The 15,757-nt window shown below is 58.1% G+C and carries 15 protein-coding genes; 10 read left to right on the top strand and 5 right to left on the bottom strand.

The window, feature by feature from the left end:
* Positions 1-227: 227 nt before the first annotated feature.
* The 4 genes from OXR61_RS16520 (at position 228) to rraA (ending at position 4,665) form a co-directional block, all read left to right on the top strand.
* Positions 228-2,162, top strand: coding sequence for a PTS mannitol transporter subunit IICBA (locus OXR61_RS16520; protein ID WP_021507034.1), 1,935 nt, complete (start codon positions 228-230; stop codon positions 2,160-2,162).
* Between the two features lie 94 nt (positions 2,163-2,256).
* Complete coding sequence (gene mtlD / locus OXR61_RS16515) at positions 2,257-3,405, top strand: mannitol-1-phosphate 5-dehydrogenase (RefSeq protein ID WP_021507035.1); 1,149 nt, start codon at positions 2,257-2,259, stop codon at positions 3,403-3,405.
* 60 nt (positions 3,406-3,465) lie between these two features.
* Positions 3,466-4,014, top strand: coding sequence for a mannitol operon repressor MtlR (gene mtlR / locus OXR61_RS16510; RefSeq protein WP_193717991.1), 549 nt, complete (start codon positions 3,466-3,468; stop codon positions 4,012-4,014).
* A 165-nt stretch (positions 4,015-4,179) separates the two neighbouring features.
* Entirely contained in the window at positions 4,180-4,665 is a 486-nt protein-coding gene (gene rraA, locus OXR61_RS16505) for a ribonuclease E activity regulator RraA (protein ID WP_021507037.1), read from the top strand.
* Between the two features lie 51 nt (positions 4,666-4,716).
* On the opposite strand, the gene zapB is transcribed toward rraA, so the two are convergent.
* On the bottom strand, positions 4,717-4,956 hold the full coding sequence (gene zapB, locus OXR61_RS16500; RefSeq protein WP_021507038.1) for a cell division protein ZapB: 240 nt from the start codon (positions 4,954-4,956) through the stop codon (positions 4,717-4,719).
* Positions 4,957-5,372: 416 nt separating this feature from the next.
* Here zapB and OXR61_RS16495 point away from each other — a divergent pair, with 416 nt between their 5' ends.
* The 3 genes from OXR61_RS16495 (at position 5,373) to glpX (ending at position 8,868) form a co-directional block, all read left to right on the top strand.
* Positions 5,373-6,221 (top strand): MIP/aquaporin family protein, encoded by an 849-nt coding sequence (locus OXR61_RS16495; RefSeq protein ID WP_021507039.1) that lies wholly within the window; start codon positions 5,373-5,375, stop codon positions 6,219-6,221.
* A gap of 29 nt (positions 6,222-6,250) precedes the next feature.
* Positions 6,251-7,762 (top strand): glycerol kinase GlpK, encoded by a 1,512-nt coding sequence (glpK, locus tag OXR61_RS16490; RefSeq protein WP_021507040.1) that lies wholly within the window; start codon positions 6,251-6,253, stop codon positions 7,760-7,762.
* Positions 7,763-7,857: 95 nt separating this feature from the next.
* The gene (gene glpX, locus OXR61_RS16485; protein WP_021507041.1) at positions 7,858-8,868 is read left to right on the top strand and encodes a class II fructose-bisphosphatase; all 1,011 of its coding nucleotides are present in this window, start codon (positions 7,858-7,860) and stop codon (positions 8,866-8,868) included.
* Here the strand turns inward: glpX and emrD are convergent.
* A complete protein-coding gene (gene emrD, locus OXR61_RS16480; protein ID WP_276591603.1) occupies positions 8,858-10,051 on the bottom strand; it encodes a multidrug efflux MFS transporter EmrD in 1,194 nt (397 codons plus the stop codon). The two genes, glpX and emrD, sit on opposite strands and share 11 nt — an antisense overlap.
* A 291-nt stretch (positions 10,052-10,342) precedes the next feature.
* Here emrD and fpr point away from each other — a divergent pair, with 291 nt between their 5' ends.
* The 3 genes from fpr (at position 10,343) to tpiA (ending at position 12,674) form a co-directional block, all read left to right on the top strand.
* The gene (fpr, locus tag OXR61_RS16475; RefSeq protein WP_021507043.1) at positions 10,343-11,089 is read left to right on the top strand and encodes a ferredoxin--NADP(+) reductase; all 747 of its coding nucleotides are present in this window, start codon (positions 10,343-10,345) and stop codon (positions 11,087-11,089) included.
* Positions 11,090-11,194: 105 nt separating this feature from the next.
* A complete protein-coding gene (locus tag OXR61_RS16470) occupies positions 11,195-11,785 on the top strand; it encodes a YiiQ family protein (protein ID WP_021507044.1) in 591 nt (196 codons plus the stop codon).
* A 121-nt stretch (positions 11,786-11,906) separates the two neighbouring features.
* Entirely contained in the window at positions 11,907-12,674 is a 768-nt protein-coding gene (tpiA, locus tag OXR61_RS16465; RefSeq protein WP_031279624.1) for a triose-phosphate isomerase, read from the top strand.
* 67 nt (positions 12,675-12,741) lie between these two features.
* Here tpiA and OXR61_RS16460 read toward each other — a convergent pair whose 3' ends face one another.
* The 3 genes from OXR61_RS16460 to pfkA form a co-directional block, all read right to left on the bottom strand.
* Entirely contained in the window at positions 12,742-13,497 is a 756-nt protein-coding gene (locus tag OXR61_RS16460) for a CDP-diacylglycerol diphosphatase (RefSeq protein WP_021507045.1), read from the bottom strand.
* Positions 13,498-13,624: 127 nt separating this feature from the next.
* Entirely contained in the window at positions 13,625-14,614 is a 990-nt protein-coding gene (locus OXR61_RS16455) for a sulfate ABC transporter substrate-binding protein (RefSeq protein ID WP_021507046.1), read from the bottom strand.
* 147 nt (positions 14,615-14,761) lie between these two features.
* Entirely contained in the window at positions 14,762-15,724 is a 963-nt protein-coding gene (gene pfkA / locus OXR61_RS16450; protein WP_021507047.1) for a 6-phosphofructokinase, read from the bottom strand.
* Between the last annotated feature and the right edge of the window lie 33 nt (positions 15,725-15,757).

The following is a 15,757-nucleotide window of genomic DNA, read 5'->3' as shown; positions in this document are numbered from 1 at the left end:
GACGTTGCTTTCTTACAGGGTATTTTTGTGATCAAAGTCACCTTTAATCCCCCTGCCCACCCCAACTTAGCGTGATATGTATCACACTTTTTTCCTGACGCTACGCAGTGTAATCAACTAGTGCTAGAGTCCGCGTGCATACAGTAATGCCACGGCCCCCGCCGTAACGTCTTAACAAAAACAAACGCGCTCTCTTATTGCAGCGCGTCTCAATAAGGGGTGGGTTTATGTCCTCATCAGTCAAGGTCAAGGTTCAGAGCTTTGGTCGCTTTCTGAGTAATATGGTGATGCCAAACATCGGTGCGTTTATCGCCTGGGGTATCATCACAGCACTGTTCATTCCAACCGGATGGATTCCTAACGAAACGCTGGCCAAGCTGGTCGGCCCGATGATTACCTACCTGCTGCCGTTGCTCATCGGCTTCACCGGTGGTCGTCTGGTGGGTGGCGATCGCGGCGGCGTGGTGGGTGCCATCACCACCATGGGCGTGATCGTCGGTGCCGATATGCCGATGTTCCTTGGCTCGATGATTGCCGGTCCGCTGGGCGGCTGGGCGATCAAGTCGTTTGACCGCGCGGTTGACGGCAAAATCAAAAGCGGCTTCGAGATGCTGGTTAACAACTTCTCGGCCGGTATTATCGGTATGCTGCTGGCGCTGCTGGCCTTCCTCGCTATCGGTCCGCTGGTAGAAGGTCTGTCGCACATTCTCGCCGCCGGCGTAAACCTGATGGTGCAGAACAACCTGCTGCCGCTGACCTCAATCTTTGTTGAACCGGCGAAAATCCTGTTCCTCAATAACGCCATCAACCACGGTATCTTCTCGCCGCTGGGTATCCAGCAGGCCAGCGAAGCGGGCAAATCGATCTTCTTCCTGATTGAAGCGAACCCGGGTCCGGGTATGGGCGTGCTGGTTGCTTATATGATCTTCGGCCGCGGCAGCGCCAAGCAGTCGGCGGGCGGTGCAGCGATCATCCACTTCCTTGGCGGTATCCACGAAATCTACTTCCCGTACGTGCTGATGGCGCCGCGCCTGCTGCTGGCAGTAATCCTCGGCGGTATGACCGGCGTGTTCACCCTGACGCTGCTGAACGGCGGTCTGGTATCACCGGCTTCACCAGGTTCGATTCTGGCCGTGCTGGCGATGACGCCAAAAGGCGCTTACTTCGCTAACATCGCGGCTATCGTTGCGGCTTTCGCCGTCTCCTTCGTGGTCTCTTCGATTCTGCTGAAAACCAGCAAAGTAAAAGAAGAAGACGACATTGAAGCGGCGACCCAGCGCATGAAAGACATGAAAGCGCAGTCAAAAGGCCAGACCGTTGCCGGTTCACCGGTGGTAGCCGATGCCAGCAGCGTTGACGTCAGCCACGTGCGCAAAATCATCGTCGCCTGTGATGCCGGTATGGGCTCCAGCGCGATGGGTGCAGGCGTGCTGCGCAAGAAGGTGCAGGATGCGGGCCTGAGCAATATCTCTGTGACCAACAGCGCGATTAACTCGCTGCCGGGCGATGTCGATCTGGTGATTACTCACCGCGATCTGACCGAACGTGCGATGCGTCAGGCGCCACAGGCGCAGCACATCTCGCTGAACAACTTCCTCGACAGCGCGCTGTACACCAACCTGACTGAGCGTCTGGTGGCGGCGAACCGCAGCGAAGCCCACCGTGAAACGGTGCAGACCGCGCTGGCAGACAGCTATGACGACGGCAGCGCGCACCTGTTCAAACTGGGCGCTGACAACGTGTTCCTCGGCCTGAGCGCCAGCAATAAAGAGCAGGCGATTCGCTTTGCCGGCGAGCAGCTGGTGAAAGGCGGCTACGTGCAGCCGGAATATGTTGAAGCGATGCTGGCGCGCGAGCAGCTGACGCCAACCTACCTCGGTGAATCCATCGCTGTGCCGCACGGCACCGTCGAAGCCAAAGACCGCGTGCTGAAAACCGGCGTGGTATTCTGCCAGTATCCGGCCGGCGTGCAGTTTGGCGATGAGCCGGACGAAGTCGCGCGACTGGTGATTGGTATTGCCGCACGCAATAACGAACACATTCAGGTGATCACCAGCCTGACCAATGCGCTCGACGACGACAGCGTAATCGAGAAGCTGGCGAACACCACCAGCGTGCAGGATGTGCTGGATCTGCTGTCTGGCAGCACTGCCAACGCGTAATTCGCGGTTTTAACTTCCCTGGGGCGGGCAAGCCCGTCCCCACTTTCCGGGGCGGACATGCTCGCCCCTTCGTCATTTGATATGGGTCAAATTTATGAAAGCGTTACATTTTGGAGCAGGTAACATCGGCCGTGGATTTATCGGTAAGCTGCTGGCGGATGCCGGTATCGAACTGGTGTTTGCTGATGTGAATCAGGTGGTGCTTGATGCCCTTAACGCCCGTCATGAGTATCCGGTTCACGTGGTGGGCGAGCAGGCGCAGGTTGAAATCGTTACCGGCGTCAGCGCGGTGAACAGCACCAGCGACGACATCGTCACGCTGATCGCTGAGGTTGATATCGTTACCACGGCGGTTGGTCCGCAGATCCTTGAGCGCATCGCGGGCAGCGTGGCGCAGGGTCTGGCCAAACGCAGTGACAACGGTAATGTCCGTCCGCTGAATATCATCGCCTGTGAAAACATGGTGCGCGGCACCAGCCAGCTGAAGCAGCACGTACTGAAGGCGCTGCCGCAGCAGTATCATGCGTGGGTTGAAGAGCATGTTGGCTTTGTCGATTCGGCAGTTGACCGCATCGTGCCGCCATCTGAAGCCGGCAGCACCGATCCGCTGGAAGTTACCGTAGAAACCTTCAGCGAGTGGATCGTCGACAAAACCCAGTTTAAAGGCGCGCTGCCGGACATTCCTGGCATGGAGCTGACCGATAACCTGATGGCATTCGTCGAGCGCAAGCTATTTACCCTCAACACCGGTCACGCCATTACCGCTTATCTCGGCCAGCTCGCCGGTCACGCCACCATTCGCGAAGCCATTCTCGACCAGAAAGTACGTGCCGTGGTGCAGGGCGCGATGCAGGAGAGCGGCGCGGTGCTGATCAAGCGTTATGGTTTCGATGCGGAGAAACATGCCGCGTATATCCAGAAAATCCTGACGCGTTTCGAAAACCCGTACCTGAAAGATGACGTCGAGCGCGTGGGCCGTCAGCCGCTGCGCAAGCTGAGCGCCGGCGATCGCCTGATCAAGCCGACGCTGGGCACGCTGGAGTATCAGCTGCCGCACGCCAGCCTGGTGCAGGGCATTGCTGCCGCGATGCACTATCGCAGCGAAGCCGATCCGCAGGCGCAGGAGCTGGCGTCACTGATCGCACAGAAAGGCCCACAGGCGGCGCTGGCGGAGATTTCTGGCCTCGATGCCAATAGCGAAGTGGTGAGCTCAGTGGTGAGCGCTTACCACGCTATGGCATAATGCGCGCCCTTTAGTGGTCAATTCGGGCACGGCAGCCGCGTGCCCGTCGACGGTAGCTGAATGATGCAGGCAATAATGGAAGAGAAGCAGGCTTTTGAAAACCGGGTGCTTGAGCGGCTGAACGCCGGTCGTTCGGTGAGAAGCTTCCTGATCGCCGCTGTCGAACTGCTGGCGGAAGCAGTCAATCTGCTGGTGCTGCAGGTCTTTCGCAAAGATGACTACGCGGTGAAATATGCGGTGGAACCGCTGCTGCTGGGCGACGGCCCGCTGGGCGAGCTCTCGGTACGCCTGAAGCTTATCTACGGCCTGGGGGTGATCAATCGCCACGAATACGAAGACTGCGAGCTGCTGCTGGCGCTGCGTGAGGAGCTGAATCACGACACCAGCGACTACCGCTTTACCGACGATGAAATACTCGGCCCGTTCGGCGAACTGCACTGCGTGCTGGCCTGGCCGCCGCAACCCGATTTCACCCGCGACGACGCCGCGCTGCGCGCCATGCAGCAGCAGCGCTACCTGCAGATGGTGCGATCCACCATGGTGCTGTCGCTGACCGAGCTGATTTCCCGTATCTCGCACAAACAGGCCTTCAAGAAGCCCGCCGTGTAACGCTTCCCCTGCGGCGCTATTGCCACGCGCCGCTGTTCTCTCCGCCGCAGACAAAATATTACGCAGGATATTGATGCAGCGCTTTTTTTGGCGGTTGATGATTTTGCCAACAATCGTCAGATAGCGATATACTTACCGCTCCTGTGGCAAACAGACGACATCCCTATGAAATACGATACATCTGAACTCTGCGACATCTACCATGAAGAAGTGAACGTTGTTGAACCGCTTTTTTCGAACTTTGGTGGGCGCACCTCATTCGGTGGTCAAATTACCACAGTGAAATGTTTCGAAGACAACGGCCTGCTGTATGACCTGCTCGAAGAGAACGGTCGCGGTCGCGTGCTGCTGGTCGATGGCGGCGGCTCAGTGCGGCGCGCGCTGGTTGACGCTCAGTTAGCAAGACTGGCGGCGCAAAACGAGTGGGAAGGCATCGTGGTGTACGGCTCGGTTCGCCAGGTCGATGAACTGGAAGAGCTGGAGATCGGCATTCAGGCGATTGCAGCCATTCCGGCTGGCGCTGCAGGCGAAGGCATCGGCGAGAGCGACGTGCGGGTTAACTTCGGCGGCGTCACCTTCTTCTCCGGCGATCATCTCTACGCCGACAACACCGGTATGATCCTGTCTGAAGACGCGCTCGACATCGAGTAAGCGACAAACAAAAACGGGTGCCGCGGCACCCGTTGGTTTAAGCGCTGAGGCTTAAACTTCTTCCATTTTTCCCAGCAGTGCACGCAGGCGCTCCTGCCATACATGCTGCTCTTCTTTCAGGTGCTGATTTTCACGCGCCAGCGCTTCGTGATTGCCGGATGCCTGGCTCATTTCATTTTTCAGGTTATTGTTCTGCTCTTTCAGCTCTTCAATTTCCATCTGCAGCAGGGTGATGGTATCAATCGCCTGCTGTACTTTCGCTTCCAGTTTCTCGAATACTTCAAATGACATCTTTCTGACCTCTCCTAAATCGTGCAAGGCGTTGATAGACCGGGCGTGCCTTAAAATAGTGCGTCCAGCCACGATGTCCCGATTGTATGTAGCCACACCCGGCAAGTCCAGCAGCACAAGGCCTGCGAGGGAAGTCTGTAACACTTTTCAGTTTATACCTGGAAAACGCGCAACTTCGCGCATTTTGCGCGCGGTCACACGCGCAGGGTGCAGCGCAGCGGGGGTTTTTGGCCCTAAACACAGGCAAAAGACGCGAAAACGCGCATTTTTATGACACGGCACACAAAATTCGATTTCGCTATTTCTCGTTTATGCTCGTTAACGATAAATTCACATCAACCCTACATTAGAGCTGGGCGACTCAAGGATTGAGAACAAAAACTGATAAAATTTAACCTCGCTTCAGGAATTCCATTATGAGTCAGACAACGAACACACTCAAAGGTCAGTGCATCGCCGAGTTCCTCGGTACCGGTTTGATCATCTTTTTTGGTGCCGGCTGTGTGGCGGCGCTGAAGCTGGCCGGTGCCGCATTCGGCCAGTGGGAAATTTGTATCATCTGGGGTCTTGCTGTCTCCATGGCGGTTTATCTGAGCGCAGGCGTATCCGGCGCTCACCTCAATCCGGCAGTCACGGTTGCCCTGTGCCTGTTCGCCAACTTCGAAGGCCGCAAAGTTTTACCTTATATTGTGTCGCAAATCGCTGGCGCGTTCTGTGCGGCGGCGCTGGTCTACGGTCTTTACTACAATCTGTTCTTTGATTACGAAGCCAGCCACCAGATGGTACGCGGCAGCGTGCAGAGCCTCGATCTGGCCGGTATCTTCTCCACCTATCCGAACCCGCACATCACCGTGGCGCAGGCGTTCCTGGTGGAAATGGTAATTACCGCCGTGCTGATGGCGGTGATCATGGCGCTGACCGACGACGGCAACGGCGTACCGCGTGGCCCGCTGGCGCCGCTGCTGATTGGTCTGCTGGTGGCGGTGATTGGCGGTTCCATGGGTCCGCTGACCGGCTTCGCCCTGAACCCGGCGCGTGACTTCGGTCCGAAGCTGTTCGCCTTCTTCGCGGGCTGGGGTAACGTGGCGTTCACCGGTGGTAAAGATATTCCTTACTTCCTGGTGCCAATTTTTGGCCCGCTGGTCGGAGCCTGCCTCGGTGCCTTTGGTTATCGTGCGCTGATTGGCCGTCACCTGCCGGGCAACCTTGCAGAAACCAGTAAAACAGAAAAACCGGTCGCGCGCGCTGAGCAGCGTAAAGCGTAAGTTTCATCGTTAATCATCAGGAAACCATAATGACTACGACTGATAAAAAATATATTGTCGCGCTCGATCAGGGCACAACCAGCTCACGTGCCGTGGTGCTCGATCATGACGCCAACATCGTCGCCGTCTCACAGCGCGAATTCACCCAGATCTACCCGAAAGCCGGCTGGGTTGAACACGATCCGATGGACATCTGGGCCTCGCAGAGCTCCACGCTGGTGGAAGTGCTGGCGCACGCTGATATCCGTTCTGACCAGATCGCCGCCATCGGTATCACCAACCAGCGTGAAACCGCGATTGTCTGGGACAAAGAGACCGGCAAACCAATTTACAACGCCATCGTCTGGCAGGATCCACGTACCGCCGACTACTGTAACAAGCTGAAGAAAGAGGGTCTGGAAGAGTACATCCAGCACACCACCGGTCTGGTGATTAACCCGTACTTCTCCGGCACCAAGGTGAAATGGATTCTCGACCACGTGGAAGGCGCACGCGAGCGGGCGAAACGCGGCGAACTGCTGTTCGGTACCGTCGACACCTGGCTGGTGTGGAAAATGACCCAGGGCCGCGTGCACATCACCGATCACACCAACGCATCGCGTACCATGATGTACAACATCCACAAGCTGGAGTGGGATGCGCGCATGCTGGAGATTCTGGATATTCCGCGTGAAATGCTGCCGGAAGTGAAAGGATCGTCCGAAATCTACGGCCAGACCAACATTGGTGGTAAGGGCGGCACGCGTATTCCTATCGCCGGTATCGCCGGTGACCAGCAGGCTGCGCTGTATGGTCAGCTGTGTGTGCAGCCTGGTATGGCGAAAAACACCTACGGCACCGGCTGCTTTATGCTGATGAACACCGGTACCGAAGCGGTTACTTCTACTCACGGTCTGCTGACCACCATCGCCTGCGGTCCACGCGGCGAGGTGAACTACGCGCTGGAAGGTGCCGTGTTCATCGGTGGTGCGTCCATTCAGTGGCTGCGCGATGAGATGAAGCTGATCAGCGATGCGGGCGACTCCGAATACTTCGCGATGAAAGTCAAAGACACCAATGGCGTGTACATGGTGCCGGCCTTTACCGGTCTCGGCGCACCGTACTGGGACCCGTATGCGCGCGGCGCAATCTTCGGCCTGACCCGTGGTGCCAATGCCAACCACATCATTCGCGCCACGCTGGAGTCCATCGCTTACCAGACGCGTGATGTGCTGGAAGCGATGCAGAACGATGCCGATACCCGCCTGCAGTCGCTGCGCGTGGATGGCGGTGCGGTGGCCAACAACTTCCTGATGCAGTTCCAGTCCGATATTCTCGGCACGCGCGTGGAGCGTCCGGAAGTGCGCGAAGTGACTGCGCTGGGTGCGGCTTACCTCGCCGGTCTGGCGGTCGGCTTCTGGAACGATCTGGAAGAAGTTCGTGCTAAAGCTGTGGTGGAACGCGAGTTCCGTCCAAGCATTGAAACCACCGAACGCAACGTGCGCTATGCCGGCTGGAAAAAAGCCGTGGCGCGCGCCCAGGCGTGGGAAGAAGAAGAGTAACACTGTGCTGACCCGCGGCGCCCTGCCGCGGGTTTTTCACGTCCCCCTGCCCCGCTGTGCTACACTGCCCGCCTGTTTTTTGTCAGGTGCAGACCATGAAACGAGAACTCGCGATTGAATTTTCCCGTGTGACCGAAGCCGCTGCGTTAGCGGGCTATCACTGGTTAGGACGCGGCGACAAGAATGCCGCCGACGGCGCCGCCGTCAACGCCATGCGCATTATGCTCAACACCATCAATATCGACGGCCAGATCGTGATTGGCGAAGGCGAAATAGACGAAGCACCGATGCTCTACATTGGTGAAAAAGTCGGTACCGGCCACGGCGATGCGGTGGACATTGCAGTTGATCCTATCGAAGGCACGCGTATGACTGCGATGGGCCAGGCCAACGCGCTGGCGGTGCTGGCGGTGGGCGATAAAGGCAGCTTCCTGCACGCACCTGATATGTATATGGAAAAGCTGATTGTCGGTCCGGGCGCGCGCGGCGCTATCGATCTCAACCTGCCGCTCGCCACCAATCTGCAGGCGATTGCGCAGGCGCTCAATAAACCGCTCAGCCAGCTGACGGTGTCGATTCTCGCCAAACCGCGTCACGATGCGGTCATCGCGCAGCTGCAGCAGCTGGGCGTGCGCGTGTTTGCTTTCCCGGACGGCGACGTGGCGGCCTCGATTCTTACCTGTATGCCGGACAGCGAAGTGGACGTGCTGTATGGCATCGGCGGTGCGCCAGAAGGCGTGGTGTCGGCGGCGGTGATCCGCGCCATGGATGGCGACATGCAGGCGCGCCTGCTGGCTCGTCATCAGGTCAAAGGAGATTCGGCCGAAAACCGCCGTCTGGGTGAGCAGGAGCTGGCGCGCTGTGCCGAAATGGGTATCAACGCCGGGGAAGTGCTGACGCTGCAACAGATGGCGCGTAACGATAACGTGATTTTCGCGGCGACCGGCATCACCACGGGCGATCTGCTAAAGGGCATCACGCGCCAGGGCAATATCGCCACCAGCGAAACGCTGCTGGTGCGCGGTAAATCGCGCACCATTCGCCGCATTCAGTCGATCCACTATCTGGACCGCAAAGACGCGGCGCTGCACCCTTTTATCCTGTAACCGTCTGTTTGCCGCTCTCCGGATGACGCGAGAGCGGCCACCAGCACAGCAGCATCACCAGCGACGTCACAAACATCAGCATGCCGAGGCTCGACTGATCGTGCTGCGGCAGCAGCGCTGAGAGCCACGCCACCACGCCGGAACCCAGATTCTGCAGCCCCCCAATCAGCGCACCGGCACTGCCGGCCAGCCACGCGTAGGGCTCCATCGCGCCAGAAGTTGCCAGCGGAAACAGCATGCCCGCGCCGAAGAAGAACAGCGCGGCCGGTACCAGCAGCGTCCAGATAGTCATCACGCCAAACCACGCCGGCAGCCACATCAGCAGGCCCGCCAGCAGGCAGCTGTTCACGCCATACCACATCAGCGTATGCCAGGATTTCTGCTCGCGGCCGGCAAACCAGGCGCCGAAAAAGGCCGCCGGAATCGGCAGGATGAACAAAATACTCACCGTCAGCCCGTCCAGCCCCAGCACGCCCGCCATCAGTACGCCACAGCTGGCCTCAAATACCGCAATGCCCGCCAGCGCGCCGATCAGCAGTAGCAGATAGCGCACAAAGTTGCCGTCGCTGAGCAGCGTGATGTAGCGGCGCAGAAACGGTGTCGCGGGCGCATCCACCGGACGGGTCTCCGGGAGCCAGCGGGCCATTGCCGCCGTTACGCCAACACACAGCAGCAGCAGGAAAGCAAAGCAGGCGTGCCAGCCAAACAGATGGGTCAGCAGCGCGCCGATTACCGGCGCCAGCAGCGGGCTGACCAGAATGCCCATGTTGAGCAGGCTGTTGGCCTGGCGCAGCGCAATGCCGGAGTAAAGATCGCGCGGCATGGTGCGCGCCATCACGCCAGCCACGCCGGTACCCAGTCCCTGCACCGCACTGCCCAGCACCAGCACACTCAGCGACGGCGCAAACAGGGCGATCAGCGCGCCCGCCGCGAAGATCGACATTCCCGAGAGGATCACCGGACGCCGGCCAATACTGTCCGACAGCGGCCCGTAGATCAGCTGCGATCCGCCGTAGGTCATCAGATAGGCCGCCATCACCTGCTGCATGGCGCCGCTGCGCACGTTAAGCGCCTCTGCCATGTTCGCCATGGCGGGCACATAGATGGTCTGCGCCATCTGTCCCACCGCCACCAGCACAATCAGCATGAACAGCATGAAGCGGTTTTGCGTATTACTCATCATCATGGAACAAAATGTCTGCCTGAGAAACAAAGTAATGACAGCACTAAACAGGGCTGCCGGAGAGTTATGGCGGCAAAAATATCAGGAATTGCGCACAAAGCGAGAGGCGGGCGTAAAGCGATAGCTCAGACATCGTCAAGCTTCTGTACCAGGCTGTAACGTGGCCGCTACAGTTGCTGATGTGTGCGGACGATTTGTCGCAGAGAGCCCTTTGCCCGCTGCGGGGCTGGAAATCTGGTGCCGGGCTGACGAAGATAGAAAGAGACCAATTATCAATCATCAGGAGCGAACATGGCAGAGTGGGTCAATGCAGAAGTTAAAGAAGTGAAAAACTGGACCGATGCACTGTTCAGCCTGCGCGTCACGGCGCCCATCGACCCTTTTACCGCCGGCCAGTTTGCCAAGCTGGCGCTGGAAGTCGACGGCGAGCGCGTGCAGCGCGCCTACTCCTACGTTAATGCGCCGCAGGATCCGCTGCTGGAGTTCTATCTGGTAACGGTGCCGGAAGGGAAGCTCAGCCCGCGTTTGCAGGCGCTGCAGCCCGGCGATCAGGTGATGGTGACCAAAGAGGCGGCCGGTTTCTTTGTGCTGGATGAGATCCCCGACTGCCAGACGCTGTGGATGCTGGCGACCGGCACGGCGATCGGCCCGTATCTGTCGATTTTGCAACAGGGCGAAGGGCTGGAGCGCTTCGACAACATTGTGCTGGTACACGCTGCGCGCTATGCCGCCGACCTGAGTTTTCTGCCGCTGATGCAGCAACTGCAGCAGCGTTATCAGGGCAAGCTGCACATTCAGACGGTGGTCAGCCGCGAGCAGATGCCCGGTTCACTGCATGGCCGCGTACCGCAGCTGATCGAGAGCGGAGAACTGGAAAACGCCGTGGGCCTGCCGATGCTCGCCGACACCAGCCACGTGATGCTGTGCGGTAACCCGCAGATGGTGCGCGATACCCAGCAATTGCTGAAAGAGACCCGCGATATGCGCAAGCATTTCAAACGTAAACCCGGTCACATGACCAGCGAGCATTACTGGTAATCGCGCTGGCAGCAAAATGTCAGATTTTTCCCGGCGCGGGTTTTGACTTTCAGCGGTAAAAACCGTTCTAATCGTGGGCTAAGTGAATGATTTAGGGCCGAAGCAATGAAGAATCTGCCAGTCGCGCTGCTGCTCAGCATCGCACTGACATTTCCCGCCTGGGCGGAGGACGCGCCCGCGCAGGATCGCAACGATCACCTGCCTGCGGCGCCGTATCTGCTGGCGGGTGCGCCCACCTTTGATATGACCATCGCGCAGTTCCGCGAAAAGTACAACGCTGCCAATCCTGACCTGCCGCTGCAGGAGTATCGCGCCATCGATAACCGCGATGACAAGAGCCACCTGACACGTGCCGCCAGCAAAATCAGCGAAACGCTGTATGCCTCTACCGCGCTGGAACAGGGCACCGGCAAGATTAAAACGCTGCAGATTACTTGGCTGCCGGTGCCGGGCCCGGATATGAAAGCGGCACAGACACGCGCCATGGATTACATGACTGCGCTACTGCGCTTTTTTGTGCCCGGTTTGTCAGCGGAAGAGGGACACAAGAAGCTCGACGGCCTGCTCAGCGCCGGCAAGGGTGCACGCTATTTTTCCCGCACCGAAGGTGCACTGCGCTTTGTGGTCGCAGACAACGGCGACAAGGGGCTGACCTTCGCCGTTGAGCCCATTAAACTGGCGCTCGCTAGCCCCTGATCTCCCCGGCAAAAATGACGAAAAGCAAAGCCAGCGCCCCATTTGATCTCTATACTGTCTGGCAGACATCGCTGCCCCGATGGCAGCGCTATTTCATGAATCGCGTTATGCGGAGGAAAGAATGCGACATCCACTGGTTATGGGTAACTGGAAACTGAATGGCAGCAAGCACATGGCGGGCGAGCTGATTGAAGGCCTGCGCAAAGAGCTGTCCGGTGTGGAAGGCTGCGGTGTGGCGATTGCTCCGCCGGCGATCTATCTGGATCAGGCCAAACACGCCATTTCCGGCAGCCACATTGCGCTGGGTGCGCAGAACGTTGACGTGAACCTGTCTGGCGCTTTCACCGGTGAAACCTCTGCCGAGATGCTGAAAGACATCGGCGCGAAATACATCATCATCGGCCACTCTGAGCGCCGCACCTACCATAAAGAGAGCGACGAGTTCATCGCGAAGAAATTCGCCGTGCTGAAGGCCGCAGGCCTGGTACCAGTGCTGTGCATCGGTGAGACCGAAGCCGAGAACGAAGCCGGCAAAACTGAAGAAGTGTGCGCACGTCAGATCGACGCCGTGCTGGAAACTCAGGGCGCAGCGGCCTTCGAAGGCGCGGTTATCGCCTATGAGCCAGTCTGGGCCATCGGTACCGGCAAATCAGCGACCCCAGCGCAGGCGCAGGCAGTACACAAATTCATTCGCGACCACATCGCGAAGAAAGATGCCGCTATCGCTGAGCAGGTAATCATTCAGTACGGCGGTTCGGTTAACGACAAAAACGCCGCAGAACTGTTCACTCAGCCGGACATCGACGGCGCGCTGGTGGGCGGTGCGTCACTGAAGGCCGACGCTTTCGCGGTGATCGTCAAAGCCGCTGCAGCAGCCAAAAACGCGTAAGTTTCTCACGCAGAAAAAGGCGGCTGATAAGCCGCCTTTTTTATTGCCTGAGCAGTCGCGATGCCACTCACTCCAGCAAACGGCACTGGTGATCCTGCAGTTCTTCCGCCGAACCGCGATTCAGCTTGAGCCAGTTGCGCTCCAGCGCCAGCAGCGCCAGGCGTCCATCCGGCAGTTGGGCCAGCGCCAGCCCGTATTTGCCCATCTCACCGCGCGCATGCGGCACCTCCTCTGCAAGCCGGATAAACACGCTCTGCTGCGCCAGTTCGGCGGTGCTCAGCGTGCGAATCAGCCAGGTATGCCGCAGCAGCGTTGCCGTCTGCCACTGCGCATTCAGCTTCGGTGCCAGCGTATCCAGCTGCTGACGCACATCCGGTCGCAGGCAGGAGATATGAATGTGCAGCTGATTCTGCGTACGACCATACTGCGCGTTGATGGCCAGCGACAGCACGCGGTCGTCGACAGGCGCACCGCGCTTCTGCGCCAGCAGGCGGCGCTGCTGCCAGGCGGCAGCAAACAGGTTCGGCGTAGTGGGTTCGAGAAGGATTGGGCTCTCCATGCCGGTGATTTTTGCTATCGGCATCAGCAGATATTGCAGCGGGCCATTCAGATCTTTGAGCGTAACGTAACCCTGCGCCAGATTGACCTGCTGACAGGGGGCAGGATTACCGCGTTGCGTCATGTCCGGTACGCACTTTTCGCTGACAATCTGCCACAGCGCGTCGGCGTTTTTATGCAAATGCAGCGCACCGGCGATCAGCCCGGCAATCAGAAGGATGAACGCGATAATCAGCAACGTAACACTACGGCGGCGCGCCTGCATGGCCAGATCCTCAGTGATGAGCTGCCAGCATCCTCACCTGTCGCCAGCGAAAAGTCACGGCTTTTTCCGCGCCGTAAAGCAAAACGGCCAGCGCAGGGCTGACCGTTTCGTCATGATGAAAACGCGGTTACGGTTTCATGACCTGATCGTAGCTGCCGCCGTCGGCAAAGTGTGCTTTCTGCGCTTTGCTCCAGCCGCCAAACTTGTCATCGATGGTGAACAGCTTAACCGGCGCGAAGCTGCTGGCAAACTTCTTCGCCACCTCAGGATCGCGCGGGCGATAGAAGTTTTGCGCCGCGATGGTCTGGCCTTCCGGTGAGTAGAGATATTTCAGATACTCTTCCGCCACCTTACGCGTGCCCTGCTCATCCACCACTTTATCGACCACGGAGACCGTCGGTTCGGCGAGGATCGATTCGCTCGGCGTAACGATTTCAAACTTGTCTTTGCCCAGCTTATCGACGGCCAGATAGGCTTCGTTTTCCCATGCAATCAGCACATCACCGATACCGCGCTCAACGAAGGTGTTGGTCGCGCCACGTGCACCGGAATCCTGCACTTCAACGTTTTTGAACAGCGCCCGGACGTAAGCCAGCGCTTTGGCCTGGTCACCGTGGTTCTGGTCCAGCGCCCAGCCCCAGGCCGCCAGATAGTTCCAGCGTGCGCCGCCGGAAGTTTTCGGGTTTGGCGTGATTACGGAAACGCCTGGCTTAATCAGATCCGGCCAGTCATGAATGCCTTTAGGATTGCCTTTGCGTACCAGGAACACGATGGTGGAAGTATAAGGTGCCGAGTTATCCGGCAGACGCTTGATCCAGTTTTTATCGATACGACCACGGTCAGCAATAGCATCCACGTCGGACTGCAGCGCCAGCGTAACCACATCCGCGCGGATGCCATTGATCACGGACGTCGCCTGCTTACCCGAACCGCCGTGCGACTGGCGGATCACCACGTTATCGCCGGTTTCCTGCTTATAGTGCGCGCTAAATGCTTTGTTGTACTGCTCGTACAGCTCACGGGTTGGATCGTAAGAGACGTTTAACAGCTGAATATCCTTTGCCAGAACACTGGTTGAAGCCAGTAACAGGGTGACACCAATACTCCACTTGTTCATTGCTTGCTCTCCCGAGGTCGTTATAGAACAAGACTGACACAAAGCAATCCATGGATTAAAGAATTAAAAATAAGCTGTTATAACTATGGAGAATATAGCAAGGCATAAAAAAGGGCGCGAAAGCGATCGCGCCCGATTTATCGTTGATTAGTAGAGTTTTTTCGCGGTATCCAGCCAGTCGCGCTTGAACGGACGCTTCATGTTTTCGATAGCGTCAATGATGTCATGATGAACCATCTTCTCGTTCTGAATCCCCACGCAGCGACCGCCGTAGCCCTGCAGCAGCAGCTCAATTGAATAAGCGCCCATGCGTGATGCCAGAATGCGGTCGTAAGCGCATGGCGCACCGCCACGCTGGATGTGGCCGAGCACGGTGGCACGGGTTTCACGCTTGGTTTCCGCTTCAATAAAGTGCGCCAGATCGTCGATGTCACAGATGTGTTCGGTGATCGCCACGATGGCGTGTTTTTTACCTTTCGCAATGCCAGCCTGGATTTCTGCCACCAGCTCTTCGCGCGTGTAAGGGATTTCAGGCAGCACGATGAACTCACAGCCACCGGCGATGGCCGCCGCTAAGGTCAGGTCACCGCAGTAGCGGCCCATCACTTCTACGATGGAGATACGCTGATGCGAAGAAGAGGTATCGCGCAGACGGTCAATCGCTTCAACTACGGTTTCCAGCGCGGTGAAATAACCGATGGTGTAATCGGTACCGGCGACGTCGTTATCGATGGTGCCCGGCAAGCCAATGCACGGGAAGCCCATCTCAGTCAGGCGCTTAGCACCCATGTAAGAACCGTCACCGCCAATCACCACCAGCGCATCAATGCCGCGCTTTTTCATGTTTTCGATCGCGACCTGACGCACTTCTTCGTTGCGGAACTCCGGGAAACGCGCCGAGCCGAGGAAGGTGCCGCCGCGGTTAATCATGTCCGACACGCTGTAGCGGTCGAGGTTGATCATGCGGTCTTCGTACAAACCCAGATAGCCGTCATAAATACCAAAAACTTCAAGGCCTTCACTCAGCGCGGAACGGACAACTCCGCGAATGGCTGCGTTCATGCCTGGGGCGTCGCCGCCGCTGGTCAGTACTCCGATTTTTTTGATCATGACAACCTCTGGATTGTTCAAAACTAAGGATTA

It is taken from the genome of Pantoea sp. GM_Pan_4 (assembly GCF_026541005.1).
Lineage (GTDB): Bacteria > Pseudomonadota > Gammaproteobacteria > Enterobacterales > Enterobacteriaceae > Pantoea > Pantoea dispersa.
Note: the sequence above shows the minus strand (reverse complement) of the source record. Positions and strands in the feature narration are given on the sequence as shown.

What these genes read in the sequence shown, in the direction of transcription:
- mtlD (WP_021507035.1), top strand. Translation starts at nt 2,257, where the DNA reads ATGAAAGCGTTACATTTTGGAGCAGGTAACATCGGCCGTGGATTTATC.
- OXR61_RS16455 (WP_021507046.1), bottom strand. Translation starts at nt 14,614, where the DNA reads ATGAACAAGTGGAGTATTGGTGTCACCCTGTTACTGGCTTCAACCAGT.
- emrD (WP_276591603.1), bottom strand. Translation starts at nt 10,051, where the DNA reads ATGATGAGTAATACGCAAAACCGCTTCATGCTGTTCATGCTGATTGTG.
- glpX (WP_021507041.1), top strand. Translation starts at nt 7,858, where the DNA reads ATGAAACGAGAACTCGCGATTGAATTTTCCCGTGTGACCGAAGCCGCT.
- zapB (WP_021507038.1), bottom strand. Translation starts at nt 4,956, where the DNA reads ATGTCATTTGAAGTATTCGAGAAACTGGAAGCGAAAGTACAGCAGGCG.
- fpr (WP_021507043.1), top strand. Translation starts at nt 10,343, where the DNA reads ATGGCAGAGTGGGTCAATGCAGAAGTTAAAGAAGTGAAAAACTGGACC.
- OXR61_RS16460 (WP_021507045.1), bottom strand. Translation starts at nt 13,497, where the DNA reads ATGCAGGCGCGCCGCCGTAGTGTTACGTTGCTGATTATCGCGTTCATC.
- rraA (WP_021507037.1), top strand. Translation starts at nt 4,180, where the DNA reads ATGAAATACGATACATCTGAACTCTGCGACATCTACCATGAAGAAGTG.
- glpK (WP_021507040.1), top strand. Translation starts at nt 6,251, where the DNA reads ATGACTACGACTGATAAAAAATATATTGTCGCGCTCGATCAGGGCACA.
- pfkA (WP_021507047.1), bottom strand. Translation starts at nt 15,724, where the DNA reads ATGATCAAAAAAATCGGAGTACTGACCAGCGGCGGCGACGCCCCAGGC.
- OXR61_RS16520 (WP_021507034.1), top strand. Translation starts at nt 228, where the DNA reads ATGTCCTCATCAGTCAAGGTCAAGGTTCAGAGCTTTGGTCGCTTTCTG.
- tpiA (WP_031279624.1), top strand. Translation starts at nt 11,907, where the DNA reads ATGCGACATCCACTGGTTATGGGTAACTGGAAACTGAATGGCAGCAAG.
- OXR61_RS16470 (WP_021507044.1), top strand. Translation starts at nt 11,195, where the DNA reads ATGAAGAATCTGCCAGTCGCGCTGCTGCTCAGCATCGCACTGACATTT.
- OXR61_RS16495 (WP_021507039.1), top strand. Translation starts at nt 5,373, where the DNA reads ATGAGTCAGACAACGAACACACTCAAAGGTCAGTGCATCGCCGAGTTC.
- mtlR (WP_193717991.1), top strand. Translation starts at nt 3,466, where the DNA reads ATGATGCAGGCAATAATGGAAGAGAAGCAGGCTTTTGAAAACCGGGTG.